This is a genomic window from Bradyrhizobium sp. 155 (assembly GCF_023101105.1).
In the GTDB taxonomy this organism is placed as follows: domain Bacteria; phylum Pseudomonadota; class Alphaproteobacteria; order Rhizobiales; family Xanthobacteraceae; genus Bradyrhizobium; species Bradyrhizobium canariense_D.
In genome coordinates, this window is sequence record NZ_CP064704.1 from 5,904,153 (window position 1) to 5,930,786 (window position 26,634).

23 protein-coding genes are annotated in these 26,634 nt (G+C 64.4%); 4 read left to right on the forward strand and 19 right to left on the reverse strand.

Going from position 1 to position 26,634, the window contains the following annotated elements:
* Positions 1-18: 18 nt before the first annotated feature.
* From IVA93_RS28570 to IVA93_RS28620, 11 genes are all read right to left on the reverse strand, one after another.
* Positions 19-2,115, reverse strand: a complete 2,097-nt coding sequence (locus tag IVA93_RS28570) for a 3-hydroxyacyl-CoA dehydrogenase NAD-binding domain-containing protein (protein WP_247542168.1) — start codon at positions 2,113-2,115, stop codon at positions 19-21.
* Between the two features lie 2 nt (positions 2,116-2,117).
* Positions 2,118-3,401: an acetyl-CoA C-acetyltransferase gene (locus tag IVA93_RS28575; protein ID WP_018454992.1), complete on the reverse strand. Its 1,284-nt coding sequence runs from the start codon at positions 3,399-3,401 to the stop codon at positions 2,118-2,120.
* A complete protein-coding gene (locus tag IVA93_RS28580) occupies positions 3,401-5,668 on the reverse strand; it encodes an acyl-CoA dehydrogenase (RefSeq protein ID WP_018454993.1) in 2,268 nt (755 codons plus the stop codon). The genes IVA93_RS28575 and IVA93_RS28580 overlap by 1 nt, the downstream gene beginning before the upstream one ends.
* 176 nt (positions 5,669-5,844) lie before the next feature.
* Positions 5,845-6,468: a flavin reductase family protein gene (locus IVA93_RS28585; protein ID WP_026232855.1), complete on the reverse strand. Its 624-nt coding sequence runs from the start codon at positions 6,466-6,468 to the stop codon at positions 5,845-5,847.
* 178 nt (positions 6,469-6,646) lie between these two features.
* Positions 6,647-7,246, reverse strand: a complete 600-nt coding sequence (locus IVA93_RS28590; protein WP_018454995.1) for a TetR/AcrR family transcriptional regulator — start codon at positions 7,244-7,246, stop codon at positions 6,647-6,649.
* 34 nt (positions 7,247-7,280) lie between these two features.
* Complete coding sequence (locus IVA93_RS28595; RefSeq protein WP_018454996.1) at positions 7,281-10,418, reverse strand: efflux RND transporter permease subunit; 3,138 nt, start codon at positions 10,416-10,418, stop codon at positions 7,281-7,283.
* A gap of 179 nt (positions 10,419-10,597) precedes the next feature.
* Positions 10,598-11,704 (reverse strand): efflux RND transporter periplasmic adaptor subunit, encoded by a 1,107-nt coding sequence (locus tag IVA93_RS28600; RefSeq protein WP_018454997.1) that lies wholly within the window; start codon positions 11,702-11,704, stop codon positions 10,598-10,600.
* Positions 11,705-11,920: 216 nt separating this feature from the next.
* Entirely contained in the window at positions 11,921-13,252 is a 1,332-nt protein-coding gene (locus tag IVA93_RS28605) for an MFS transporter (RefSeq protein WP_018454998.1), read from the reverse strand.
* 145 nt (positions 13,253-13,397) lie between these two features.
* Positions 13,398-14,561 carry a winged helix-turn-helix domain-containing protein gene (locus IVA93_RS28610; RefSeq protein ID WP_018454999.1) on the reverse strand — a complete coding sequence of 388 codons (1,164 nt, stop codon included), beginning with the start codon at positions 14,559-14,561 and terminating at the stop codon, positions 13,398-13,400.
* Positions 14,562-14,669: 108 nt separating this feature from the next.
* A complete protein-coding gene (locus IVA93_RS28615) occupies positions 14,670-14,918 on the reverse strand; it encodes a hypothetical protein (RefSeq protein ID WP_007595197.1) in 249 nt (82 codons plus the stop codon).
* Between the two features lie 119 nt (positions 14,919-15,037).
* Positions 15,038-15,283, reverse strand: a complete 246-nt coding sequence (locus IVA93_RS28620) for a hypothetical protein (protein ID WP_018455000.1) — start codon at positions 15,281-15,283, stop codon at positions 15,038-15,040.
* 513 nt (positions 15,284-15,796) lie between these two features.
* Between IVA93_RS28620 and IVA93_RS28625 the strand changes: the two genes are divergently transcribed.
* Entirely contained in the window at positions 15,797-16,438 is a 642-nt protein-coding gene (locus IVA93_RS28625) for an OmpA family protein (protein WP_018455001.1), read from the forward strand.
* Positions 16,439-16,495: 57 nt separating this feature from the next.
* Here IVA93_RS28625 and IVA93_RS28630 read toward each other — a convergent pair whose 3' ends face one another.
* Positions 16,496-17,926, reverse strand: a complete 1,431-nt coding sequence (locus IVA93_RS28630; RefSeq protein ID WP_085352672.1) for a phospholipid carrier-dependent glycosyltransferase — start codon at positions 17,924-17,926, stop codon at positions 16,496-16,498.
* A 51-nt stretch (positions 17,927-17,977) separates the two neighbouring features.
* Between IVA93_RS28630 and IVA93_RS28635 the strand changes: the two genes are divergently transcribed.
* The gene (locus IVA93_RS28635; protein WP_018455003.1) at positions 17,978-18,679 is read left to right on the forward strand and encodes a FecR family protein; all 702 of its coding nucleotides are present in this window, start codon (positions 17,978-17,980) and stop codon (positions 18,677-18,679) included.
* Positions 18,680-18,681: 2 nt separating this feature from the next.
* A complete protein-coding gene (locus IVA93_RS28640) occupies positions 18,682-19,851 on the forward strand; it encodes a hypothetical protein (protein WP_085384930.1) in 1,170 nt (389 codons plus the stop codon).
* Between the two features lie 155 nt (positions 19,852-20,006).
* Here IVA93_RS28640 and IVA93_RS28645 read toward each other — a convergent pair whose 3' ends face one another.
* The 3 genes from IVA93_RS28645 to IVA93_RS28655 all read right to left on the reverse strand — a co-directional run bounded on the left by IVA93_RS28645 (position 20,007) and on the right by IVA93_RS28655 (position 21,610).
* Complete coding sequence (locus IVA93_RS28645) at positions 20,007-20,495, reverse strand: VOC family protein (protein ID WP_018455005.1); 489 nt, start codon at positions 20,493-20,495, stop codon at positions 20,007-20,009.
* Between the two features lie 42 nt (positions 20,496-20,537).
* Positions 20,538-20,966, reverse strand: coding sequence for a VOC family protein (locus IVA93_RS28650; protein ID WP_026232857.1), 429 nt, complete (start codon positions 20,964-20,966; stop codon positions 20,538-20,540).
* A 131-nt stretch (positions 20,967-21,097) separates the two neighbouring features.
* Complete coding sequence (locus IVA93_RS28655) at positions 21,098-21,610, reverse strand: cupin domain-containing protein (protein WP_018455007.1); 513 nt, start codon at positions 21,608-21,610, stop codon at positions 21,098-21,100.
* Positions 21,611-21,737: 127 nt separating this feature from the next.
* Between IVA93_RS28655 and IVA93_RS28660 the strand changes: the two genes are divergently transcribed.
* On the forward strand, positions 21,738-21,956 hold the full coding sequence (locus IVA93_RS28660; RefSeq protein WP_247542167.1) for a CsbD family protein: 219 nt from the start codon (positions 21,738-21,740) through the stop codon (positions 21,954-21,956).
* 58 nt (positions 21,957-22,014) lie between these two features.
* On the opposite strand, the gene IVA93_RS28665 is transcribed toward IVA93_RS28660, so the two are convergent.
* The 4 genes from IVA93_RS28665 to IVA93_RS28680 are packed head-to-tail and all read right to left on the reverse strand — an operon-like array spanning position 22,015 to position 26,469.
* A complete protein-coding gene (locus IVA93_RS28665; RefSeq protein ID WP_026232858.1) occupies positions 22,015-22,479 on the reverse strand; it encodes an FKBP-type peptidyl-prolyl cis-trans isomerase in 465 nt (154 codons plus the stop codon).
* 60 nt (positions 22,480-22,539) lie between these two features.
* Positions 22,540-24,831, reverse strand: coding sequence for a xanthine dehydrogenase family protein molybdopterin-binding subunit (locus tag IVA93_RS28670; protein WP_018455010.1), 2,292 nt, complete (start codon positions 24,829-24,831; stop codon positions 22,540-22,542).
* A gap of 2 nt (positions 24,832-24,833) precedes the next feature.
* Entirely contained in the window at positions 24,834-25,850 is a 1,017-nt protein-coding gene (locus IVA93_RS28675; RefSeq protein ID WP_026232859.1) for an FAD binding domain-containing protein, read from the reverse strand.
* Positions 25,851-25,854: 4 nt separating this feature from the next.
* Positions 25,855-26,469, reverse strand: a complete 615-nt coding sequence (locus IVA93_RS28680) for a (2Fe-2S)-binding protein (protein ID WP_026232860.1) — start codon at positions 26,467-26,469, stop codon at positions 25,855-25,857.
* Positions 26,470-26,634: the final 165 nt, after the last annotated feature.

Sequence of the window (26,634 nt, forward strand, 5' to 3'; positions counted from 1 at the left end):
TTGCTCACTTGAAATTGCTCACTTGAAATTGTCCCAGCCCGGATCCGGCGCAAAGCGCTCGCCGAATCTTCCGGCCAGCGCGCGCAAGGTGGATACGACATGATCGACGCCACGCGTGCGCGCATAATTCAACGGGCCGCCACGGAACGGTGCATAACCGGTGCCGAAGATCATGGCGCCGTCGACCATGTCGGCATCATCCACGATACCCTCGCGAAGCGCCGCGACGCAGACGTTGGACATCGGCAGCACCAGGCGGTCGATCATCTGGTCGGTGACGCGCGGACCGGTCTCGGGCAACGGCGCCTTCTCGGCCTTGCCGTCACGCCAGACGTAAAAGCCCTTGCCGGTCTTGCGGCCGAGTTCGCCCTTGGCGACCTTCTCGCGCAGCCAGGCCGGCGTCGGCGGCAGCAGATCGCCGAACTTGGTGCGCAGCATGTCGCCGACATCGAGACAAATGTCGAGCCCGACCTGGTCGGCCAGTTCGATCGGCCCCATCGGCATGCCGAACTGCTCCGCGGCGGCGTCGATCAGGCGCTGGTCGATCTTCTCGTCCAGCATCACCATCGCTTCCAGCATGTAAGGCGTCAGCGCGCGGTTGACGAGGAAGCCCGGCGAGCTCTTCACCGGCAACGGCAGCCGATCGATCGCGCCGACGAAGGCGAGTGCCTCCTTCAGCACCTGCGTATCGTTACCGTCATGGCTGACGACTTCGACCAGTTGCAACCGCGGCACCGGGTTGAAGAAGTGGAGACCGACCAGCCGCTCCGGCCGCGCCAGCGTGGTGCGCAAATCCTGCAGCGGAATGCTCGACGTGTTGGTCGCGAGGATCGCGCCCGGCTTCATTCGCGGCTCGAGGCCGGCATAGACCTTCTGCTTGAGCTCGAGCTTCTCCGGGACCGCCTCGATGATGAGATCGGCGTTGCGGACGCCCTCCCCATCCATGTCAGGCATGAGGCGATCGAGCGCGTCGCGCACCTCGGTCGGCTTGCGGATGATCTTGCCGTAGAGCTCGGCGGCGCGCTTGACTGCGCCCGCGATCGGCTCCGCCTTCATGTCGGCGAGCGAGACGCGCACCCCCTGCCCCGCGCACCAGGCCGCGATGGCGCCGCCCATGGCGCCCGCGCCGATGACGTGGGCATGCCTGATCGTGTTGCCGGAGCCTGCCGCTTTCTTCATCTGCTCGCGCAGGAAGAACACGCGGATCAAATTCTGCGCGGTCGGCGTCACCATCAGCTTGGCGAACGAGGCCTGCTCTGCCCCGAGCATCGCGGCCTTGCTGCCGCCATGGGTCTCCCAGAGATCGATCAAGGCATAGGGCGCCGGATAATGCTCGCGGGACGCGGCCTTCGCCGCCTCCGATCGCATCCGTTTGGCCAGCAGCCCGCGCACCGGGCCGAAATTCGCCGCACGCGTCAGAAAACCCGGCCGCGCCCTCTTGAGGCGGCCGAACAGCGCATCCTTGACGGCATTGCGAACGTGGCGCTCCTGCGTCACGGTGTCGACGAGGCCGAGCGATCTGGCGCGGCGGGCATCGATGGTGCGGCCGGTCAGCATCAGGGCCATCGATTGTGTCGGATTGACCAGCGCAGTGAAACGCGCGGTGCCGCCGAGACCGGGATGTAGCCCCAGCATCACCTCAGGGAAACCGAAGCGCGCGCCGTCGATCGCGATGCGCGATTGGCAGGCGAGCGCGACTTCGAGCCCGCCGCCGAGGCAGAAGCCGTGGATCACCGCGACCGTCGGCAGCTTCAGCGCTTCAAGATGATCGACCACCGCATGGGCGGCGCGGATCCGCGTCTCCACCATCCCGGCGTCACTGGCGCCGCGAAATTCGTTGACGTCGGCGCCCGCGATGAAGCCGGACGGCTTTGCGGAGCGGATCACGAGGCCGGCAGGGCGCTCGGTCTCGATCGCCGCCAGCACGGCGTCGAACTCCTCCATCACCTCCGAGGACAGCGTGTTGGCGCTGGCGTCAGTGCGGTCAAACAGCAGCCAGGCGACACCGTCGGCGTCGCGCGTCAGCTTGAAGTGCTTGTAGGGACGATCGGCGGCGGGCTTGGGCCCGAGCTCCAGCACGCGGTCGCCGAGCGCGGTCATGATCCTGGAATCCATGGTCATACCGCCTCGATCAGCATGGCGCCGCCGAGCCCGCCGCCGATGCATTCGGTGGCAACGCCGCGCCGCGTGCCGAGCCGCTTCATGGTGTTGACGAGATGCAGCACGATGCGATTGCCGGACGTGCCGACGGGATGCCCGAGCGAGATAGCGCCGCCATCGACGTTGAGTTTGTCGCGGTCGACCTCGCCGGCAGCGCCGTCCAGTCCCAAAATCTCGCGGCAGAACTTGTCGTCATTCCAGGCGGCGAGGCAGCCGAGCACTTGGGTGGCGAACGCCTCGTTGAGCTCCCAGGTCTCGACGTCCTGGATGGTGAGATCATTGCGCTTCAGTAACGGCGTCGCCGACATCACAGGACCGAGACCCATGATGCTTGGATCGAGTGCGGCCCAGTTGCTGTCGACGATGACGGCCTTCGGCGTCAGCTTGTGCCTGGCGACCGCTTCGTCGGACGCCAGGATCACCCAGGACGCGCCATCGGTGATCTGCGAGGAATTGCCGGCGGTGACCTGGCCCCAGGGACGCTCGAACACGGGCCGGAGTTTTGCGAGCCTCTCGGCCGTCGAGTCCGGACGCACGCCATCATCATGGTCGAAGAATTTTCCGTCGCGGGAGAACGCGGTTTCGACTTCGCCCTTGAGAAAACCTTCCGCCTGCGCATGCGCGAGCCGGCGATGGCTCTCGGCGGCATAGGCATCGGACTGCGCACGGGTGATGCCGAAGAGATGGCCGACGACTTCGGCCGTCTGGCCCATGTTGAGATCGGTAATAGGATCGGTCAGCCCGCGCTCGAGGCCGATGATCGGTTTGAGATAGCGCGGCCGCAGCTTGAAGGCCGCGGCAAGCTTCGCGGCGACGCCCTTGGCGGTGGCGAGGCCGGCGAACCAGCGCACGCCGGAATTGGGCCAGACCAGCGGCGCGTGGCTCAAGGCCTCGGTGCCGCCGGCCAGGATCATGTCGGCATGGCCCTCGCGGATGTAGCGGTACGCGGTGTCGATCGACTGCATGCCGGATCCGCAATTGATCTGAACGGTGAAGGCGACCATGTCCTCGCCCATGCCGAGCCGGAGCGCGGCGACGCGAGCCGGGTTCATTTCGTCCGCGATCACGTTGACGCAGCCGAGGATGACCTGGTCGAAGGTATCAGGCGAAAACGGCTGACGCGCCAGCAGTGGCCGGCCGCATTGCACGGCGAGATCGACCGGCGTGAACGGCCCCGGCCCCGAACGCGCCTTCAAAAACGGCGTCCGACTGCCGTCGACGATGAAAACCGGTCGTGCCATCAGCTCGCCGCCCTTTGTTCACCGAGTTCCTGGAAGAACTGATGCACGTCGCCGGTTTTCTTGTAAATCGGCGACAGCGCCTCCGGCGCAAAATCGTCGACCTCGATCACCTTTGTAACGGCTTCGCGGGCCGCGGCCAGCTGCTCGCCCTCCGCCTGCGTGATCACACCCTTGGCCACCGCATCCTTCCAGTCGCTCAGATGAGCCGCGCGCATGCGCCTGGCGATGGCGTCCGCACCTGCGATCAGGTTGAACGCGCGCTCCAGCCGGGCGAAGCCGCCATCGTCGTCGACATAAGCGAGATCGGGCGTGAGGCGGTCGCGCGCGGCCGACGGCTCCAGCACGAGGCTCGCGCATTGATGCACGACCCGGTCGGAGGGACCCAGCACGCGGGCGCCGAAGGGCTGGACCACGAATTTGAGGATGCCTGCGACGAAGCGGTTCGGCAGATTGGCGAGAATCTCGGCAAGCCGGTTCTCGATGGTCCGAAAGCCCGTCGCCATGCACCATTCGAGCGCGGCAAAATCCTCCTTCTGCCGGCCCTCGTCCTGCCAGCGCTTCAGCGCGGCAGAGAGCAGATACAGCTCGGACAGGATGTCGCCGAAGCGCGCCGACAGCATCTCTTTGCGCTTGAGCGCGCCGCCGAGCGTCAACAGCGCCATATCGGCGCAGAGGGCAAAAGCCGCCGAGTAGCGCGAGAGCTGACGATAGAATGGCCTGGCGTCACCCGCATCGGGTGCAAGCGCGAAGACACCAAAGCTCCAGCTCCGGCCGAACGCGCGCAAGAGTGTCTCGAAGCTGTGGCCGACATGTTTCCAGAACACCTTGTCGAAGGCGGTGAGCCCGCGCTCGCGATCGGCATCGGCAAGCGCATTCATCTCGTCGAGCAGATAGGGATGGGCGCGGATGGCGCCCTGTCCGAACACGATGAGATTGCGGGTGAGGATATTGGCGCCCTCGACGGTGATGCCGACCGGAACGGCGCGGTGGAGATTGCCGAGATAGTTTTGCGGACCGTCGATCACGGCCTTGCCGCCATGGATGTCCATAGCGTCGTCGACCGCGGTGCGCATCCGCTCGGTCGCGTGCAGCTTCATGATGCCCGAGATGACGGCGGGATGGATCCCGGCATTCAGTGCCGCGCAGGTCAGCCGTCGCGCCGCGTCGAGCTGATAGGCAGTGGCGACAATGCGGGCGAGCGGCTCCTCGACGCCCTCGAATTTGGAGATGGAGATGCCGAACTGCTCGCGGATGCGGGCATAGGCGCCGGTGGTGCGGGCGGCATAGGCGGCGCCGGCGGCGGAGAGCGACGGCAACGAGATGCCGCGGCCGGCGGCGAGCGCCGTCATCAGCATCTTCCAGCCCTGCCCCAGCCGCGCCTGGCCGCCGATGACGTAGTCGAGCGGAATGAAAACGTCGCGGCCCCAGTTCGGACCGTTCTGGAAGACCTGCATCGAGGGCAAATGGCGTTTGCCGATTTCGACGCCGGGAAGATTGGTCGGGATCAGCGCCACGCTGATGCCGAGCTCTTCCTGGTCGCCGACGAGATAATCGGGATCATAGGCCTTGAAGGCGAGGCCAAGCAGCGTCGCGACGGGGCCGAGCGTGATGTAGCGCTTGTGCCAGTTGAGCTTCAGGCCCAGCACCTCCTGGCCCTCGAAGGTGCCTTTGCAGATGATGCCGGTGTCGACCATCGAGGCGGCATCAGAGCCGGCCTCGGGGCTGGTGAGGCCGAAGCAGGGAATGTCGCGGCCATCGGCAAGACGCGGCAGCCAGCGCTGCTGCTGCTCCTTCGTGCCGAAGTGCATCAGGAGCTCGCCGGGGCCCAACGAGTTCGGCACCATCACCGTCACCGCGGCGGCGATCGAGCGGGTCGATATCTTGCGCACCACTTCCGAATGCGCATAGGGCGAGAAGCCGAGGCCGCCGAACTCCTTCGGAATGATCATGCCGAAGAATTTTTCGCGCTTGACGAAGTGCCAGACATCGGGCGGCAGGTCGCGCCATTCCCAAAAGATCTTCCACTCGTCGAGCATGGCGCAAAGCTCGTCGACGGGGCCGTTGAGGAAGGCCCGCTCCTCTTCGGTCAGCGTTGCCTGCGGGACCTTCAGCAGCTTCGACCAATCGGGGTTGCCGGTGAAGAGATCGGCGTCCCACCAGACGTCGCCGGCCTCCAGCGCCTCGCGCTCGGTGTCCGACATCGCCGGCAGCACGCCGCGCGCCCAGGAGAAAATCGGCTTGGTCAGGGTGTCGCGGCGGAAGCTCATGGCGGACCTCATGCATCGGCGCGGTGATCGGGCATTTTAGCGGAAAGTGGCCGGCGGCGGTGAAGACTTCGCCTGCGGAAAGACGCGAATTGACGCGGCCGGGCAGCCGCCCAGGGGCCATAACGGCCGAGGCGTGGTGGCAGTTCCGGGAGGGGATAGCTTCGCGGTCGGCCGGTCTAATCCGGCCGCACCATCTCGAACATGTTTTCCGGCTTGATTTCGAAATAATCCCCGCTGCGGCCGGCGCGTACGATCGGGCGGGCGGCGGCGGTCTGGTAGACGCCGTCCTTGATCATGGCCTTGTCGATGTGGACGGCAACGACCTCGCCGAGCGTCAGCCAGGCATTGGCTTCCTTGCCGTCGGCGCCCTTGAGGCGGACGATATCGGACACCTTGCATTCGAAGGCGACGGGACTCTCGCCGACGCGCGGCACGTTGACGAGCCTGCCGGGCACGGCGGTGAGGCCCGCAACTTTGAACTCGTCGACCTCAGGGCCAACATGCGCCGCAGTCGCGTTCATGTGCCTGGCCAGGTCCATGGTGGCGAGGTTCCAGACGAACTCGCCGGTCTGCTGGATGTTTTCGACCGTGTCCTTCCAGTTGGTGGAGGAGAAGCCGATGATCGGGGGGACGTAGCAGAAAGCGTTGAAGAAGCTGTAGGGCGCGAGGTTGACGTGGCCGTTGGTGTCGCGCGACGAAATCCAGCCGATCGGCCGCGGCGCGACGATGGCGTTGAAGGGATCGTGCTTGAGGCCGTGGCCCTTGGCGGGCTCGTAGAAGTGCAGGTCTTTGTCGGTCACGCGCTGTTTCCTTCTCGTCATTGCGAGCGCAGCGAAGCAATCCAAAATCCCTCCGCAGAGACAGTCTGGATTGCTTCGCAAAGCTCGCAATGACGGAGTTTGTTGATCCGTCCTTGCCCGCCATCAGCCGTCATTCCGTGGCGGTCGGCCTGCTTATAGGAGGAAATCCGCCGCCGCGTCAGTGGCGCGGGGACAATCCCGCGATGACGAAATCGATCATCTGGTCGATGGTCGGGCCCGGCTTGGTAGCGCACTGGGCGATCATCTGGGGGTGGAAAAAGCGCATCATCGCGGTGCAGGCGCACAGCGCAGCCAGTTGCAGGTCCGGCGCCTCGAACTCGCCGGAAGCCACGCCTTGCGTGATCATCTGGCCGATGACCCCGGCAATGCACTCCATGTGGTTGACGCAGACGTCCCAGTCCTCCTGCATCGCGATCTCGACCATCTCGTGCAGCTTATTGTCGCCGACATAGCGCTCGGTGTTCATGCGATTGATGGTGGTGAGCAGCTCACGGAATCGCGGCAGTACCGGACCGGGCCTGGCCACGATCCGCTGCGCTTCCAGCTCGACCTCGCCCATTAGCGAACGGGCCACCGCCTGATGGATCGCCTTCTTCGATTCGAAGAAGCGATAGACGTTGGCGGGGCTCATCTTGAGCTCCTTGGCGATGTCGCCGACCGTGGTCTTGAGATAGCCGATCTGGCGGAACAGCCTCTCGGCCACCTCGAGAATGCGTTCCCGGGTGTCGCCTTCGATATGTTCCGAAACCAGTGTCATCTGTCAGACTCGTCAATCAGCAGTTCATCTTCAGTTATTCAGCCGCCTCAGCAAGCGGAATTGCGTTCTGGTCATCGCTCCCATGCTGCGGCGCGGCAGGCTGCTCGGGCGTGCCCGCCTCATCCAGGCTCTTGCGGAACCAGAGGGCGTAGAGGCCCGGCAGGTACAGCAGCGTCAGGAAGGTCGCGACGAACAAGCCACCCATGATGGTGATCGCCATCGGCCCCCAGAATGCCGAGCGCGACAGCGGGATCATGGCGAGGATGGCGGCAAGCGCCGTCAGCACCACCGGACGGGCGCGGCGGACGGTGGCCTCCACGATCGCCTCGCGGCGGGTCAGGCCGTGCGAGACGTCGGTCTCGATCTGATCCACCAGGATCACGGCGTTACGCATGATCATGCCGGCGAGCGCGATCAGGCCGAGCAGCGCCACGAAGCCGAACGGGGCGTTGGCGATGTTGAGCCCGAACGAGGCGCCGACGATGCCGAGCGGCGCAGTCAGAAACACCAGGATCAGGCGCGAGAAGCTCTGCAGCTGGAACATCAGCAGCGTCAGCATCACCATGACCATCAGCGGGAAGAGAATGAAGATCGAGGCGTTGCCCTTGGCGGATTCCTCGAACGCGCCGCCCGCCTCGATGCGGTAGGCCGGCTCCAGGTTGTCCTTGATTGCCTTCAGCTTCGGCGCGATCTGGCCGGTGACGTCGGGCGCCTGCACGCCGTCGACGACGTCGGAGCGCACGGTGATCGCCATGTCGCGGTTACGCCGCCACATGATCGGTTCCTCGTGCGCATACTCGATCTTGGCGATCTGCTGCAGCGGCACGGCCACGCCGTTGCGCGAGGTGATGGTGAGATCGCCGACGGCGCCGAGGTCGAGCCGCTCGGACGAGACGGCGCGCGCGACCACGCCGACCTTTTCGATGCCGTCGCGCACGGTCGTCACCTGCGAGCCCGAGATCAGCATCGACAGCGCCTGCGACACGTCCTGCGGGGTCAGGCCCATGGCGCGTGCGCGATCCTGGTCGACGACGAGCTTGAGGTAAGGCGACTGCTCGTTCCAATCGAGCTGGACGTCCTTGACGCTCTTGTTCTGCCGCATGACGTCGCGGACTTGGTAGGCGATCTCGCGCACCTTGTTGGCGTCGGGTCCGATGACGCGAAACTGCACGGGAAAACCAACCGGGGGACCGAAATTGAAGCGGTCGACGCGCACGCGGGCCTCGTTGAGCGCGCCGTCGGCAACGGCGTGTTCAAGCTTGGCCTTGATGCGCTCGCGCGCCTCGACCCCCTTTGCGACGATGACGATTTCGGCAAAAGCCTCGTTCGGAAGCTGCGGATTGAGGCCGAGCCAGAAGCGCGGCGAGCCCTGTCCGACATAGGCCGTGTAGGTCTCGATGTCCTTGTCGTCCTTGAGCATGGTCTCGGCCTTCTTCACCGCCTTTTCGGTGACGTTGAAGGCGGTGCCCTCGGGCAGGCGAAGCTGGAGGAACAGCTCGGGACGCTCGGACAGCGGGAAGAACTGCTGCTGGACGTGGCCGAAACCGACGATCGAGGCGATGAAGACGCCGACGGTCGCGACCACCACGGTGATGCGGTGGTCGACGCACCACTGCACGATGGCGCGCAGGCCCCGATACATGCGGGTCTCGTAGACCGCGTGCGGATCGTGATTGTGGTGCACCTTGATGTTGGGCAGCAGCATGACGCCGATATAGGGCGTGAAGATCACCGCCACGAACCAGGACGCGACCAGCGCGATCGCCACGATCCAGAAGATGCTGCCGGCATATTCGCCGACCGCGGAATTGGCAAAGCCGATGGGGAGGAAGCCAGCGGCCGTGACCAGCGTTCCCGTGAGCATCGGAAACGCAGTGGATTCCCAGGCAAAGGACGCCGCACGCATGCGGTCCCAGCCCTGCTCCATCTTCACCACCATCATCTCGACGGCGATGATGGCGTCATCCACCAGCAGGCCGAGCGCGATGATCAGCGCACCGAGCGTGATGCGGTGCAGGTCGAGCGACATCGTGTTCATGACGACGAAGACGATGCCGAGCACCAGGGGCACCGACAATGCGACCACGATGCCGGTGCGCCAGCCAAGCGCCAGGAACGACACGAACAGCACGATGACGAGGGCTTCCATGAAAGAGTGTACGAACTCGCCGACCGCGTGCTCGACCACCTTGGGCTGGTCGGCGATCAGTTTGACGTCGACGCCCTGCGGCACCGCCTTCATGAATTCAGCCGTCGCCTTCTCGACCTCCTTGCCGAGATCGAGGATGTTGGCGCCCTTGGCGGTGACGACGCCGATGCCGATCGCGGCCTTGCCTTCCTGGCGCACGACGAAACTCGGCGGGTCGACATAGCCATGGGTGACGGTGGCGATGTCGCCGAGGCGGAACACGCGACCGTTGCTCTCGACCGGGGTTTCGGCGACGGCCTTGGCGCCGTCGAGCGCACCGGTGACGCGCAGCGGCACGCGCTGCGACGAGGTCTCGACCGTGCCGGCCGGCGTCACGTTGTTCTGCTTGGCGAGCGAATCGAACAGCGCCTGCGGCGTGATGCCGAGCGTGGCGAGCTTGGCATGGCTGAACTCGACGAAGATGCGCTCATCCTGGTTGCCGTAAACGTCGACCTTGGTCACGCCCGGCACCTTCAGAAGGCGCTGACGGAAACCTTCCGAGACCTTCTTGAGCTGGGCGTAGTCGGCGCCGTCGCCCGTCATCATGTAGAGGATGGAATCGACGTCGGAGAACTCGTCGTTGACGACGGGCCCGAGAATCCCTGCGGGCAGCTGGCCCTGCACGTCGACCAGCTTCTTGCGCAGCAGATAAAAGAGATACGGCACGTCCTTCGGCGGCGTAGAATCGCGGAAGGTCACCTGGAGCGCAGTGAATCCGGGCTTGGAATAGGTCTGCACCTTCTCGAAGTAGGGCAGCTCCTGGATCTTCTTCTCGATGGGATCGGCGACCTGCGCCTGCATTTCCTGCGCTGTCGCGCCCGGCCACAGCACGGAGACGTTGACCACCTTCACCGTGAAGAACGGATCCTCGGCGCGACCGAGCTTCTGATAGGAGAAGAATCCGGCGACGCCGAGTATGAGCATCAGGAACAGGATCAGCGTCGGATGGCTGACGGCCCAGGCCGAAAGATTGAAGCGCTTCATCGCACTCTCCAAAGATGATCCGGTTGCAAAAAACCACAGCCACTCTGTTGAACGCGTCGTCGCGAGGCAGCGAAGCAATCCAGGGGGCTGGGCAGGTTCTGGATCGCTTCGCCGCTTCAGCCCCAGCATTTGCGCTTGGGCCGAAACTCACCTCACACGACGTAACTCGTAAAAGAGACTTAAAAGGACAGTGACGACACGACCCGTACCTTCTGGCCGGGATCGAGCTTCTGAACGCCGAGGGCGACGATCTTGGCGCCCTCTTCGACACCACCGGTGATGACGACGTCGTTGCTCTCGTAGGACTTCACCACGACCGGCTTCAGCGTGACCGCGCCGTTGTCGTCGACGACGTAGAAGGACGGCTTGCCGCCTTCGTTGAACAGCGCCGACAGCGGCAGCCGCGCGACGCGTTCGGTGGCGGCGTCCGACAGCGTCAGCGTCGCGGTCATGCCGAGCGAGACCTTGTCGTCGGCCTCGGGCAGCGAAAACTTGGCAAGATAGGTGCGCGTGGCGGGATCCGCGGTGGGCGCGATCTCGCGCAGCTTGGCCGTGTACTTTTTGCCCGGCTCCGACCAAAGAGTGACGCTGGCGGCGCCCGATTTGGCACGTCCGACCAGCGTCTCAGGGATCGCGACGACCGCTTCCTTTTCGGCAAAGCGGGCGACACGGATCGAGGTCTGGCCTGCGGCAACCACCTGGCCAGGCTCGATCAGCGTTGCGGTGACGACGCCACGGGCGTCGGCGTTGAGCGTCGCGTAGGAAAGGGAATTGTTGGTCAGTTCGACCGAGCGCTCGGCCCGGTTCAGGCGGGCGCGGGCCTCGTCGGCAGCGGCGCGGCTCGAATCCAGCTGCGCGTCGGTGGTCCAGCCCTTGGCCTTCAAATCCTTGGCGCGCTGCTCGGCCGCGGCGGCCTGGGCCAGCACGCCGGTCGCAGCGGTCTGTTCGGCGACGGCTTGCTCGGCCTGGAGCTTCAGATCGACCTCATCGAGGACCGCGAGCGGCTGACCGATCTCGACGGTCTGGCCAACTTCGACCAGACGCTTGGCGACCTTGCCCGCGACCCGAAAGCCCAGATCGCTCTCGATCCGCGGCCTGATCGTGCCGACGAAGCTGCGCTCGGGCTTTTCGGCATCGTAGTGGGCGGTGGCGACCAGGACCGGCCGCGGCGGGTCGGCCTTTTCAGCGACGGTGTCATTGCACCCAGCGAGGGCGGCAGCCATCAGCGCCAGCGAAACACCGGCCAAAAGCCTCGAATAGCTGTACAAAACGGATCGGACGAACATCGGAGGACACTCCCTCGGCTGCAATGAGAGGAATGTCGACTAATCACTGATGAAAGTCAATAATCGTCAGTCATCAGGAAAGCGTGATCGTTAAGAGGTGGTAACCTCCCCGCTGCCCTTGGCGGAAAGCCCGGACTGTTGGAAGAGAGCGTCGCGCCGCGGCCCAGAGGGACCGCACGGAATGGGCCTGGCTTTCGCCAGGGCGACATTTCGAGGCTACCGCCCCTGTTCGGCGAACTCGTGCTTGCTGTCGTGGCCACCGATGAAGACCAGGATGCCGGCGATCAGCGGCAGCACCGCGAGCACGAGCAGTCCGGTCGAGGTCTGCCCGGTGGCTTCCTTGACCCAGCCGATCAGATACGGTCCGCCGAACCCGGCGAGATTGCCGATCGAGTTGATCAGAGCGATGGCGCCGGCCGCCGCCGTGCCGGAGAGCCAGGCCGTCGGCAGGGTCCAGAACACGCCGAAGCAGCAGAACACGCCGATCGCGGCAACCGTCAGCACGATCATCGTCAGGGTGGGGTCGGTGAGATAGCTGGAGACGCCGAGAGCGACGGCGGTGAGCAGCAACGGCGCGCCGACATGCATCACGCGCTCGCGCGTGGCATCGGAATGCCGCGCCCACAGGATCATTGCGATGGTGCCGAACAGATACGGAATCGCGGTGACGAAGCCGGTCTGGGCGTTGGTGAGGCCGAACGCCTTGACGATCTGCGGCAGCCAGAACTGCATGCCATAGAGCGCGCCGACGAAGCCGAAATAGACGAGGCTCAGCATGATCACCTTAGGTGAGGTCAGCGCCTCGCCGAGCGACATATGCTTCACCGCCTGCTTGGCCGCGATCTCGGCATCGAGCTTGGTCTTGAGCCAGGCCTTCTGCTCGGCCGAGAGCCAATCCGCCTTCTCTGGCCTGTCGGTGAGATAGAACCAGGTGACGATGCCGAGCAGCACGGAGGGAATGCCCTCAATGATGAACAGCCACTGCCAGCCCTTCAGGCCCATGGCCCCGTCGAGGCCGAGCAGCAGGCCAGAGACCGGCGCGCCGATCACGGTGGAGACCGGAACGGCGATGGCGAAGGCCGCGAGGAAGCGGGCGCGATATTCGGCAGGATACCAATAAGTGAGATAGAGGATGATGCCGGGGAAGAAGCCGGCTTCGGCGACGCCGAGCAGGAAGCGCAGCACGTAGAAGCTCGTGACCCCGCTCGTGAGCGCCATCAGCGCCGAGATGATGCCCCAGGTCACCATGATGCGGGCGATCCAGCGGCTGGCGCCGAACTTCTCCAGCGCCAGATTGCTCGGCACCTCGAAGATGAAATAGCCGATGAAGAAGATGCCGGCGCCCCAGGAGAAGATCAGCGGCGTGAATTTCAGCTCGGCATTCATGGTCAGCGCGGCGAAGCCGAGATTGACGCGGTCGAGATAGGAGAAGAAATAGGCCAGCACCAGGAACGGGATCAGACGCCAGGAGATGGCGCGGATCGTCGAGGTCTCGATTTCCGACTTGGCTGCGCCGGTCGAACCGGCATAGGTCGTGGTCTGGCTCATGGCTTCCCCCGGGTTGTTGCTTTTATGGGCTGATCCGGGGTTTTGAGCATCGCCGCGAAAGAGTCAATGGAGCAAGCAATGCAAGGGGCGCAGCCGGCCACCACGTTGCGCTACGACAGAGCTCGGTGATCCCCGCCGCGCACAACTACTCTGCCAATTGAAACTTCGCAAAGCGATCGAGCTCCTCCTCGATCTTCCGTTTGAGCTCCTTGCGCCCCGCGGTCTTCTTCCCCTCGCCGACCCAGGTCCATTTCTGCATCAGCAGCTTCTTCGCCTGCCGGTCGGTCTTCAGATCGAGCGCGGCGACGATCTCGTCGCCGACCAGCACGGGCAGCGCGAAATAGCCGAGCTTGCGTTTGGCCTTCGGCACATAGGCCTCGAACAAATGGTTGTAACCGAAAATGAGATTGGTGCGCTTGCGCTGGATGATCAGCGGATCGAACGGCGACAGGATATGGACCAGATCCGGCGGCGCGCACTCGCCCGGCTCGAGCGCAGCCGGCACTGCCCAGTGCTCCTGCTTGCCGGCACCGTCGATGGCGACAGGCACGAGCTCGCCACGGCGGACGCGCGAGCCGATCAGGGCAGCCACCGCCGGCTTGCGCGGCGCGTTGAGATGGCAGACCGAATCGAGGCTCACGACACCTTGCGATCGCAGCGCGCGATCGAGCAGATAGACCGTGATGTCCTTTGCCGACGCCGGCTTCGGCAGCTTGTCCCAGCCGAAATGGCGCGTCATCAGCTCATAAGTCTTGAGCATGCCCTGGCGCTCGCTGACGGTCACGGCACCCATGTAGAAGGCGAGCTGCAATGCCCGCTTCGAGGGTTTTCGGCTTTGCCAGAGATGCTCCTTCTCGGTGAGCACGTCGTCCTCGATGTCGCGGATCGTCAGCGGGCCGGCGCGCACCAGCCGCATCACCTTGCGCATGTCGGCAGGTTTCACCGAGGCGAACCATTTGTGCCCCTCGCGGCGGTGCTCGCACATCGCCGGCAGGAAGAAGCGGAAGTCGCCGGCCGGCACGTAAGACAGCGCATGCGTCCAATATTCAAAGACGCTCTTGTCGACGCTCTGGGCATGGCGCAGGTCGGCGCGCCGGTAGGACGGAATCCGGCTGAACAGGATGTGATGATGGCAGCGCTCGATCACGTTGATGGTGTCGATCTGCACATAGCCGAGATGGGCGACCGCGTCGGAGACGGCTTGCGCGCCGTCACCGAACGGCGCGCGCTCGTCCAGCCGCTGGGCATGAAGCCAGATTTGCCGGGCCTGTGTCGTGGTGAGTGGAATCGGTTTGGGCGCGCGGGACATTGCGGAATGCAGTGTAGCGGGATTCGCATCCAGCCAAGAAGCCGATCCAGGAGCGGACAAGGAAAAACCGCGCCGCCATCTGCTGACAGCGCGGTCGGAAGGCGCTTGCTACTTCATCGACATGGCCTTCTGCGCCTTCATGTAATGCATGCAGGCGCTTTTCATCTTGCCGTTGCTCATGTCGGTGTTGGCCATGGCCATTTCCTTGTTCATGGCCGTCTTGGCCGGCGTATCCGCCGTGCCGCCCATCATGGCGGCGGACTTCATCATATTGTCGCTGGTGCACGCCATCATCGCGGCAGATGCAGGGGAAACGGCGAACGCGACCAAAGCTGCAGCTGTGAGCAAGATTTTCATCGAAAAGTCTCCTCCGCAAAACGAAACCGGCGTCATGTCGGCCTTCGCAATACGTATTCTCCCGCGAAGACGTTTCGTGGAGAAGACAATTTCTTGCTGCGGTGCGAAGACGGCAGGACTCAGCGGCCGGCTTTCGGGGCTTTGGACCGGTCGCCGACGCTGCCTGTTGCGACATCGGGTTCGCACGAGGCCTTGCCGCGCTCCTCCGCCTGGCAGCGATAGACGTTGCCGGTGAGACGATCGACCAGCCACATGTTCTCGTCGGTCGGCGCTTGAAGCCCGACATAGCGGGAGGTCAGCCCCGTGATTAGTGTCGACAGCAAGATCGCCACCGCGATCATCGCCGCCCCGATATAGATGGGCATGGAGCTCAGGGACACGGTCCGATCCGGCGGGCCATTGCGATAAAACTGGTAATCACTTGGCCTCGGCACTGGGTGGAACTCAGCTCCCTTCGTTTGCGCTTGTTGGAGGCTGTGCCCTGCTAGGCGTCCATCTGGCCGAAAAATTGTTCACAGACAGGCCAACACGCGACGGCTTTGCGACAATCGGTGAGCATGGGTTTCCTTGAGTGAACCGGCCCCCGCCGCCCGAGCGGCACCTCGGCGCGGCGGTCCTCAGTGATGCGGATCACGACAGGACTGCGACGGCTCGAACCATCGCCGGAGAGGTGTGCGACCACTTCTCTTCCCGCGCTGGCGCCCCTCCTCGGAGCGGACCGCGGGTCGGCTCTCTATGAACCGAAACCGCTTGAAATACGCTGCCGTGGTCCAGGACGGCCCCGTTTCCACCGTGACCAAGATCACACCAGGGCTTTTGAACCTGCCCTATGCTCGCAGCATCAAATAGCCATCAGGCGTCACAACGAGGATACGACAATGACCCGTTTCAATAACTCTTTTGCACTCAAGGCGGTGACCCTCTCGGCAATTCTGTCGATGACAGCCGGCTTGGCTATGGCCGGCGACGGCAATGTCTCTACCAACCAGATCCTGGATGCACTGAAGCCGAAGCCCGTGACCCGGGGTCTGTCCGCAGGTCCGCAGGTTGATCCGGCGGTCCAGGCCAAGGAATCGACGTTCCTGAACACCGTGCGCAACCGCTCGACGCGGTCGCTGTCGACGGGCGAGCGCGAGCAGATTGCCGAGCTCGCCGCGACCAAGCCGAAGATCGATCTGGAGATCCAGTTCGACTACAACTCGGCCGACATCGCCAAGACGTCGGTGCCGTCGGTACAGGCGCTCGGCAAGGCGCTGTCCGATCCCTCGTTGAAGGGCTCGACCTTCGTGGTCGCCGGCCACACCGATGCGGTCGGCACCGAGGCCTACAATCAGGGGCTCTCCGAGCGGCGGGCCGACACCATCAAGAAATACCTGGTGCTGAACTACGGTCTCACCGGCACCGATCTCGTCACCGTCGGCTACGGCAAGACCAAGCTGAAGGACGCCGCCAACGGCGCCGACCCGATCAACCGCCGCGTCCAGGTCGTGAACATGGACACCAAGACCGCGTCGAAGTGATTCCGAAATTGTCGCCCATCAAGACGCCGCCTGCCGTTCTCCCGGCGGGCGGCGATTTCATATCCAGCTTTGGAAGAGCATCAGCCGATTGAAGGTCTGCATCGATGTGCCGACGAAGGCCGCCGAGATCGGCAGCATGGCGGCAAAGCCGATCGCGACGACCCCGACATAGGCCCACAACAGCCAGCCCGGTAGACCGTCCCGCCGCAGCACGTAGACCAGCGCGAGCGACGCCACGGTCGCAGCCGGCAGATAGTAATAGATGAAGGCGAGCGTACGCGGCAGCAACGCCCAGGCGAGCCAGGACCCGAAATAGAAGACCGCGATCAGGAACGCATCCCGGCGACGCGCGACGACGAAATCGCGCAGCACGACGGCGAGCGCGAGCAGCGTCGGCCACAGCACCAGGGGGTTACCGAGAAAGACGATCGCGGAGACATTGTCGTCCACGGTCTTGTCGAACAGGAACCACACCGGGCGCGCGAGCAGCGGCCATGACGGCCAGGCGCTCATATAAGTGTGGCCGGCGATGGCAGTGGTGGTGTTGTCCGCGAAGATCCGGCGCTGCGCCTCGACCAGATCCGGCAGCGACACGCCGTAGAGTGGGACGAAGGCCGCAAGATATGTCATCGCGGGCAGGACAGTGAAGCAGAGCACGACGTGATGTAATCTGAAGTCGGGCCAGAGATCAGGCCGGTACCAATCCCCCGGCTTCGCGTCGGCAAACAGGGTGTGCCAGCCCTGCATCAGGCGGATCACCGCGACGATGACGATGCAGATTCCGAGCGGAAACAGGCCGCTCCATTTGCAGGCGGCCGCACAGCCGAACAGGCTGCCGGCAGCCGCGAATAATGCATGGGGACGATCCTTTCGAAAGCCATGCATGAAGGCGGCAATCGCGAGCAGGCCGAAGCCGAGTGCAAAAATGTCGAGCATCGCGACGCGCGCCTGCACGTACAGCATCTGGTTGCAGGCGGCGATCAGCGCGGCGGCGATCGCAGGCCCTTGCGCGGCGAACAGCGCGAGGCCGCACAGATAGATCGCGACGATCGCGAGCGCGCCGAACAATGTCGCGGGATAGCGCCAGCCCAGCGCGCTATCGCCAAAGGCCGCGATCGATAGCGCGATCAGCTCTTTCGCCAAAGGTGGATGCATCGGATTGAGCATCGATTGCGACACCGCTGGTGCCAGCATCTGCCGCGCCGCCGGCACGTAGTGCACTTCGTCGAAGACGAACTTCTCCGGCGTCGTCAGGCCAATCAGCAGGGCAAGATGCGCGACCAGGAAAATCGCGACAGCAATCACTGCGCTCCGCGACACCTTCGGAACCGCAGGCAAGTCAAGTCGCGTTTGTGGGGATGTCTTGCGTGGCAATTTTGCGTCACCGCGGAGAATAATAGAGATCGCGGTTTTCATTGAACGCATTCTGCCGCAACTGTCACTAAGCATAACGCAGGTCTCGCGCTGCTTGTGATAATTCCGCCACATCGCAAGCGCGCGTGATCCGGTACGATCAGGGACACATCGATCGGTTGCGAAATGAATTTGCGTTTCTGGCTTTTCTCCACGCTGTTGTCGACCCTCTTGTGCGCGGCCCCTTGCGCCCAAGCCCAGACGCGCGTCGGTGAAGCCGTCTTGATCCAGAATGAAGTCGTTCGCGTGGCCTCGACCACGACGCCGATCAGCGTCGGCGACAGCATGCTGCGGGACGAGACCGTGCGCACCGGCGCCGGCAGCGCGGCTCGCTTCGTGATGGCCGACAGCACCAATCTGTCGCTCGGTCCGAGCGCCACGCTCAAGCTCGACCGCACCGTCTTCAACGACGAGCACAGCTATCGCGACGTCGCGATCCGCATGACGACCGGCGCATTCCGTTTCGTCACGGGACATTCCGAGAAGACCGCCTACAAGATCACGACCCCGCTCGCGACCATCGGCGTGCGCGGTACCACTCTCGATATCCTGTCCCAGCGCGGCCGCTCGGTCGTCGTGCTGCAGGACGGTGCCGCCAGCGTCTGCACGACGAGCCAGCAATGCGTGCAGCTCACCCAGCCCGGCGACACCGCAATCATCACCTCGACCGGCGGCAAGATCTCCATCAGTAAGACCAATACGCCGCCCTGGACCTTTGCCGCGACCTGCGCCGCGAGCGCGGGACTGTGCGCGGTCAGCCAATATGCGGAGGCCTCGCCGACCGTCACGCCCGCCATCCATGACGACGGCATGCTGTGCGGACGCTGAAGATGGCGAATCTCACCAGCCTCAGGCGCTTCATCCTGGCGAGCGTGCTGACCGCCGTGGCTGCGTTTGCGTTTGTCGCGTTCCATGCCCGTCCGGCGGCAGCCGCCGCGATTTGCGAGTCCGAGTGCGGAGGGTCGACGCCCACCCCGGCGCCGAGCTATTCCCCCTCGCCCACGCCGACCTACAGCCCCTCGCCCTCGCCCAGCCCCACCCCGTCATCGTCGCCGAGCCCTTATCCGTCATCCTCGCCGAGCCCGACGCCGACACCGACACCAACCGGCGCGGATTCAAGCGGCAGCTCGATCGGCGGCCTTGCCAATCAGCGCTTCAACCAGATGATCACCAACCGGGTGCTTGGCACGGTGCTGCTCGGGGTCAACGAGCAGATCAATTGCAGCAACTGCGTCAGCGCGTTCGGCTCCGCAGGCTCGTTCTCGGCCGGAATCCACGGCCGCAAGGAGCTGACCAACAATCTGTCGCTGCTCGCCGGCATCGCCTACACGCAGTACAGCGAGGGCGGCTACAACATCACAAGCGCTCCCATCGCCGCGTTCGCGCTGCGCTATGATTTCACCGACTGGGGCTCGTCGCGCCCGTTCTTCGACGTCGGCACGATCCTGACGCCGTGGGAGAAGGCGCGCTACACCCGCAGCTACAACACCAGCCTCGGCCCGGTGAACGTCACGAGTTCGACCAACGCCGCGAACTACGCCGTTTATGGCCGCGCCGGCTGGATGAGCCGCGTGTCGCCCCGCGACGAGGTCGCCGCCTCGATCGAGGTCTGGCAGCTCTGGCAGCGTGTCTCGGGCTATACCGACAGCGCAGTGGCGTTCAATCCGTTCGACGCCAGCATCGCGACCGGCACCGACCGCACCAGCCTGGTCAAGATCGGCGGCCAGTGGACGCATCTCTACGGCAGCAGTATCGAGGCCAACATCAATGGTGGCTGGGTGCAGTCATTCGCCAGCCATAGCGGCATCGTCGCCACCGTGACCGGTGACGGCATGGTGGTGCCGACCATGGGTAACCAGGGCTGGTTCGAATATGGCGGCCGGCTCGGCTTCCGCGTGCAGAAGGGCTGGATCGTCGACCTGTTCGCCAACGGCACGCTCGGCCCGCAGCCGGTGGGTAACACCATCCATGGCGGCGTGGGGCTGCGGATCAATTATTAGCGGCAGGCCTTCGCTCATATTCCGCTGTCATGCCCCGGCTCGACCGGGGCATCCAGTACGCCGCGGCCTATCGATTGACCAACGACCGTCTCGGCGTACTGGATGGCCCGGTCAAGCCGGGCGATGACAGTGAGGATGTGGCAAGGGGACGCCCTTCACGCCGCCGACTTGCCATCGAACGCCCGCCGCAGCGCCTCCACGTCCAGTTTCACCATCTTCATCATGGCCTGCATCGCGCGTGCGGCAGCCGCCTTGTCGGGGCTGGAGAGGAATTCGAACATCACCTTCGGCACCACCTGCCAGGCCACGCCCCAGCGATCCCTGAGCCAGCCGCACTGCTCTTCCTTGCCGCCATGGGCCAGGAACGCATTCCAGACGCTGTCGACCTGGGCCTGATCGTCGCAATGGATCATCAGCGAGATCGCGTGGGTGTATTCCATTTTCATGCCGCCGTTGAGCGCGACCAAAGGCTGTCCCGCCACCGAGAATTCGACGACGAGCACGGAGCCTTCCTTGCCGGACGGGCCATCTGAAACGTTGCGCTGAACATGCGTGATCGCCGAATTCGGCACGAGCGAGACGTAGAACTTCGCGGCTTCCTCGGCATCGCCGTTGAACCACATGCAGGGAACGACCTTGGACATCTTGAATGCTCCTCTTCGGTTTCTTGCTGTTGTGGGGTTAGATCAGGCGTTCGCCATGTCGGACTGCGCCGCGAAGGCTGCCATGTCCATCCAGTTCACGCCCCACATGTGGCCGTCCGGATCCTCGAAGCTGCGGCCGTACATGAAGCTGTATTCGTCCTTCGGGCTGGGATCGGCCACCCCGCCTGCAGCCGCGGCCTTGCTGACGATATCGTCGACCTCGGTCCGGCTATCGGCGGACAGGCAGAATAGCGCCTGGTTTGAGGTCTTTGCATCCGAGATCGGCTTCGGCGTGAACTGCCGGAATTTCTCGTGGGTCGTCAGCATCGCGTAGATGGTCTCGGAAAAGACCATGCAGCTCGCTGTTTCGTCGCTGAATTGCGGGTTCCTGGTCGCACCGACCGCCTCGTAAAAGGCAGTGGCGCGCTTGAGGTCGGTCACGGGCAGATTGAGGAAAATCATCCTGGGCATCGGAGCTCCTTGGGCGGGGTTCTGCCCAAGGACGGACAGCCAAGCGGCGATCCGACACGGCTTCCGGATCTTTTTTGGAGCCCTGCCCGCGAGGTTCTGTCACACAGAACCCGCTGGCTTTCAGGCGATCCTCACTTCTTCTCGTTCGGATCGCGGTGAATGGGATCGACCCACAGGACGGTCGCTGGCTTCTCGACCGGCTCGATATCGAGGTTGATCGCCACCGCCTCGCCGTCGCTGCGCACCAGCACGCATTCCAGCACCTCGTCCGCGCTGGCGTTGATCTCCTGATGGGGCACGTAGGGCGGCACGAAAATGAAGTCACCGGGGCCGGCCTCTGCGGTGAATTGCAGGCTCTCGCCCCAGCGCATCCGCGCCTTGCCCTTCACCACATAGATCACGCTTTCGAGATGGCCGTGGTGATGCGCGCCGGTCTTGGCGTCGGGCTTGATGCTGACCGTGCCCGCCCACAATTTCTGCGCACCGACGCGCGCGAAATTGATCGCGGCCGCGCGGTCCATGCCCGCCGTCGACGGAACGTTGGTATCGAGCTGGTTGCCGGGAATGACGCGCACGCCGTCATGTTTCCAGCGATCGTGGTGATCGTGGTCATGGTGGGAATGCGAATGGTCATGGCCGGTCATGGGACTTGCTTTCTATTGGTTCCGTGTGCGGCAAACTAACCCAAAGCCGCGACATCGAGCCATAACAAAATCGGAACCCTCATAACCGTCGAACGTTGTCTTGGCGAGCAAACCGCAGGAGAGTTTCATGGGTAGCACGACCGACAAGATCAAGGGCACCGCAAACGAGGCAATGGGCAAGGCCAAGCGGGGCGTCGGTGAAGCCACTGGATCCGAGCGCCTGAAGGGTGAAGGTGCAGTCCAGGAAGTGAAGGGCAAGGGCCAGCAGGCCATGGGCGACGCCAAGGACGCCGCGAAGGACGCGGTTGATCGCGCAGCCGCTGCGGCCAAGCGCGCGACGGAGTAACGGCGTCGCACTGAATGCGAAAAGACCGGCCGAGAGGCCGGTCTTTTTGTTTGCGGGCTTACTTCACCCCGAGCAATTCCACGTCGAACATCAGCGTCGCGTTCGGCGGGATCACGCCGCCTGCGCCCCGGGCGCCATAGCCGAGCTGCGGCGGAATGATCAGCGTGCGCTTGCCGCCGACCTTCATGGAGGCAACACCCTCGTCCCAGCCGGCGATGACGCGGCCCTTGCCGATCGGGAATTCGAAAGGCTCGTTGCGATCCACTGACGAGTCGAATTTCTTGCCCTTCTGGCCGTTCTCGTAGAGCCAGCCGGTGTAGTGCATCACGCAGATCTGGCCCGGCTTGGGCGAAGCTCCGGTGCCGGCGACGCTATCGGTAATCTGCAAACCTGAAGCTGTTGTCATGGTCTTCCCTGCGGTCTGGGCCGAGGCCGTGGTGGAAACGAAATCGGACACGCCGGCGATCACGGTGATCGCGAGTGCCGACATGATGGCGAGGAGCATGCGCTGTAAACGCTGCATAAGAGACCTTCCGTTTGAGGCGCAAGGTGTCTAGCGCAACGCTGACGCCGTTTCCACCCCTCACACCTCGATATTTTCGAGCCGCACGGGCAGCTTGCGGATGCGCTGGCCCGTGGCGTGATAGATCGCATTGCAGATCGCCGCATTGGTGCCGACATTGGCGAGCTCGCCAAGGCCTTTCACGCCGGCCGGGTTGATACGGTCGTCCTGCTCGGAGAGCAGGATCACTTCGACACCGGGCACGTCGGCATTCACGGGGACGAGATAGTCGGCGAGATTATCGTTGACGTAGCGTGCATTGCGCTCGTCGATCTCGGTGGCCTCCAGCAGCGCCGAGGACATGCCCCAGATCAGGCCGCCCATGAGCTGGCTGCGCGCCGTGCGCGGATTCATGATGCGGCCCGCCGCAAACGCTCCCACCAGCCGGGGGCAGCGGATTTCATGGGTAAAGCGGTTGACGCGGACCTCGACGAACTCAGCACCGAAGGCATAGGCGATCTTGTCTTTCATCTGATGGCCACCGACGAGCCGCGCGTGCCCGCTGTGCATGGCCGTGAAGGAATCCAGCGGCGCGCCTTCGGGCTTCCACTCGCCGTATTCCTCGACGATGCCGACGCCGAGCGCGTCGAAGGCCTTCTCGAGATCGAGTGGACGATCGCTCTGCGCCGCCTGCGTGCTCGGCGCCTGGCTGATGCCGACAGTCTCCTTGGCCTTGTCGGCGAGGCTGTCGCTCGGCATCACGGCCTTGAACAGCCTTTGGCGAATGCGGTCGCACACCATCATCACCGCCGAGCAGGTGCTGGCAGTCGAGTTCGAACCGCCGGCAACGGGCGCCGGCGGCAGATCGCTGTCACCCAGGAAGACCGCGACCTTCTCCAGGGGCACGCCGAGCCGCTCGGCCGCGGTCTGGGCGATGACGGTATACGCACCGGTGCCGATCTCGTGACCGGCGATCTCGACCCGGGTACGGCCGTCGCGCTGGAGGCGGACGCGCGCGGCAGACGGCGCCATCTGCGTCGGATAGCAGGTGGCAGCACAGCCATAGCCGACCAGCCAGTCGCCGTCCGACATCGATTTCGGCTGCGGCGAGCGCTGCGACCAGCCGAACGCCTTCGCGGCCTCGTCGAAGCACGCCATCAAGGACCGCGATGTATAGGGCTTGCCGCCGATCGGCTCGACGGTGGTGTCGTTGATGCGGCGGAGCTCGACGGGGTCCATGTTCAGCTTCACAGCGAGCTCGTCCATCGCGCTCTCCAGCGCGAAGAGATACGGCACCTCCGGCGGCGAGCGCATGAAGCCGGGCGTATTGCGGTCGGCGCGCACGATCGACACCAGACTTGCGACGTTCGGGCAGGCATAGAGCCGCGTCGTCGTCTTGGTGCCGCCGACGCAATAGGCATCCGGACGCGACGAAACCTCCGCGCCGTCGTGCCTCAAAGCCACCAGCTTGCCGTCCCGACCCGCACCAAGCCTGATCTCATGGCGCGTCTCGGCGCGGTAGGTGGCGATGGTGAAACCCTGGTCGCGGGTTGGCACCAGCTTGATCGGCCGGTTCAGGCGTTTGGCAATGCCGGCGATGATGGCAGTGCGGGACGTCATCGAACCGCGCGAACCAAAGCCGCCGCCGACATAGGGATTGACGACACGGACCTTGTCGGCGTCGATACCGAGCTGCTCGGCGACGCCGTTCTTCAGGCCGTAGACGTACTGGCTGCCCTCGTAGACGACGAGCTCGTCGCCCATCCAGGCGCAGCTCGTCGTAAACAGCTCCATCGGATTGTGGTGCTGGGTCGGCGTTTCATAAGAGGCGGTGAGCTTGACCTCGGCCGCGTCGAACGCCTTGGCGAAATCGCCGACCTCCGGGTCTTCCTTGAACTGTGCGTTCTGCCCCTTTGCCGCTGCCGTGGTGGTCCCCGGCGAGTCGAAGCTCGCACTCGGCGCCGCGGCCGTGTAGCTGACCTTGACGCGATTGGCGGCCTCGCGCGCCGCCTCGTAACTCTCGGCGATGACGACGGCGATGATCTGGCCGTCATGGGCGATGTCGGCCGATTTCAGCGGCTGGATCGTGGTGCCGGCATAGCCGCCATTGCTGAACAGTTTCGATTCCTTCAGCTTCGGAGCGTTCTCGTGCGTGACGATGTCGATCACGCCGCGGACCCGCCTGGCATCGTCGAGATCGAAACTGTCGATGCGGCCCTTGGCGATGGCGCTGGTGACCAGGAATGCGTAAGCTGGATTGTCGAGCGGCATGTCGGACGCATATGTCGCCCGGCCCGTGACCTTTGCGGCCGCGTCATAGCGCGGCACCGGCTTGCCCATGTTCGCTTTCGGCTCGGGAGCTGCAGCGGTCATGATCAGATCTCCATCGTTACGGCCTGCTGGAGCGCGCGCGCCACCACGCGCTTGCCGAGCGCGATCTTGAAGCTGTTGTGCTGGCGGCCCCTGGCGTCGGCAAACGCGGCATCGGCCACACGCTGCGCCAGACCGTCGTCGAATTTCTGTCCCTTCAGCAGCGCCTCCGCCTCGCGCGCCCGCCACGGCACGGTGGCGACGCCGCCGAGCGCGACACGCGCGTCCCTGATCGTGCCATCCTGCACGTCGAGCGCGACCGCAGCCGACGACAGCGCGAACTCGTAGGACTGCCGGTCGCGCGCCTTGAGATACACCGAGCGCGGCCAGCGGCCGGGAACGGAGAACGCAGAGATCAGCTCACCGGGCCGAAGCGTGGTCTCGATGTCGGGCGTCCTGCCGGGTGCCTTGTGCAAATCCGCAAACGGCAGGTTGCGCGTTCCGGACCTGCCGGTAATCTCGACCATCGCATCGAGCGCGATCAGCGCCTGCGCAAAATCGCCGGGATAGGTCGCGATGCACTGATCGGACGTACCGAGCACCGCATGCATGCGATTGACGCCGTCCATGGCGGCACAGCCCGAACCAGGATTGCGCTTGTTGCAATTCTCATAGGAAACGTCGCGGAAATAGCTGCAACGCGTTCGCTGCATCACGTTACCGCCGAGCGTCGCCATGTTGCGCAGCTGGGCGCTGGCGGCGAGCTTCAGGGAATTCGCGATCACCGGATAGTGGCGCTGGATCTCGGCATGCGCGGCCACGTCGGACATCTTCGCGAGCGCGCCGAGCCGCAAGCCGTCACTGCCGGGCTCGATCGCCGACCAGCCCCGCGCCAGCGGATTGATATCGACGATCGCGGCGGGCCGCATCACGTCCAGCTTCATCAGGTCGATCAGCGTGGTGCCACCAGCGAGCGGCTGTGCTGTAGCCTTCGTCAGCGGATTGTTCGCAGTTGCGGCAGCACTGAGCGCCTGCACCGCCATGTCGGGGTCTGTTGCCCTTTGATACGAAAACGGTCGCATGCGCCTAGCCTTTCATGATCTCGGGCGCGGCCTGCTTCACGGCGGCGACGATGTTGGGATAGGCGGCGCAGCGGCAGATGTTGCCGCTCATGTATTCGCGGATGTCGGCCTCGCTGCCCGCATGCCGCTCCTTGACGCAGGCAACGGCGGACATGATCTGGCCCGGCGTACAATAGCCGCATTGAAACGCATCGTTGTCGACGAAGGCCTGCTGCATCGGATGCAAATGATCGTCGGTGGCAAGGCCCTCGATCGTGGTGATCTCCTGCCCCTCGGCCGCGAGCGCGAGCGTCAGGCACGACACCACGCGCCGGTCGTCGATCAGTACCGTGCAGGCACCACATTGGCCGTGGTCGCAGCCCTTTTTGCTGCCGGTGAGCTTGAGATGCTCCCGCAGCGCGTCGAGCACCGTCGTGCGGGCGTCGATGCGCAGGCGCTTGTCCTTGCCGTTGACCCGCAGCGTGACATCGACAGGAAGCGCCGGATCCTGGGCGGCCGACACGCTCGCATCCTGCGCGGCCGCACGCGCCGTCATGGGGACCAGCGCGCTGCCGGCAACGCCGGCCATGAAGGCGCGCCGATCGAATTCGGACGGTCCGGAACCTGATTTTTCGGACATGGAGGGCCTCCGCCGCTTCGAGCAAGAGCAGCGCACGCCTGCACCGCTCATCGGCCCTTAACCTGAAGCAATGAGCTCCGTTCCGAACGAGAAAGGGCGACGCAGCAAATGCCGCGTCGCCCTTCGTCAACTTTTCCTGATCTCGCGCGGGGAACTCCGTGCGCG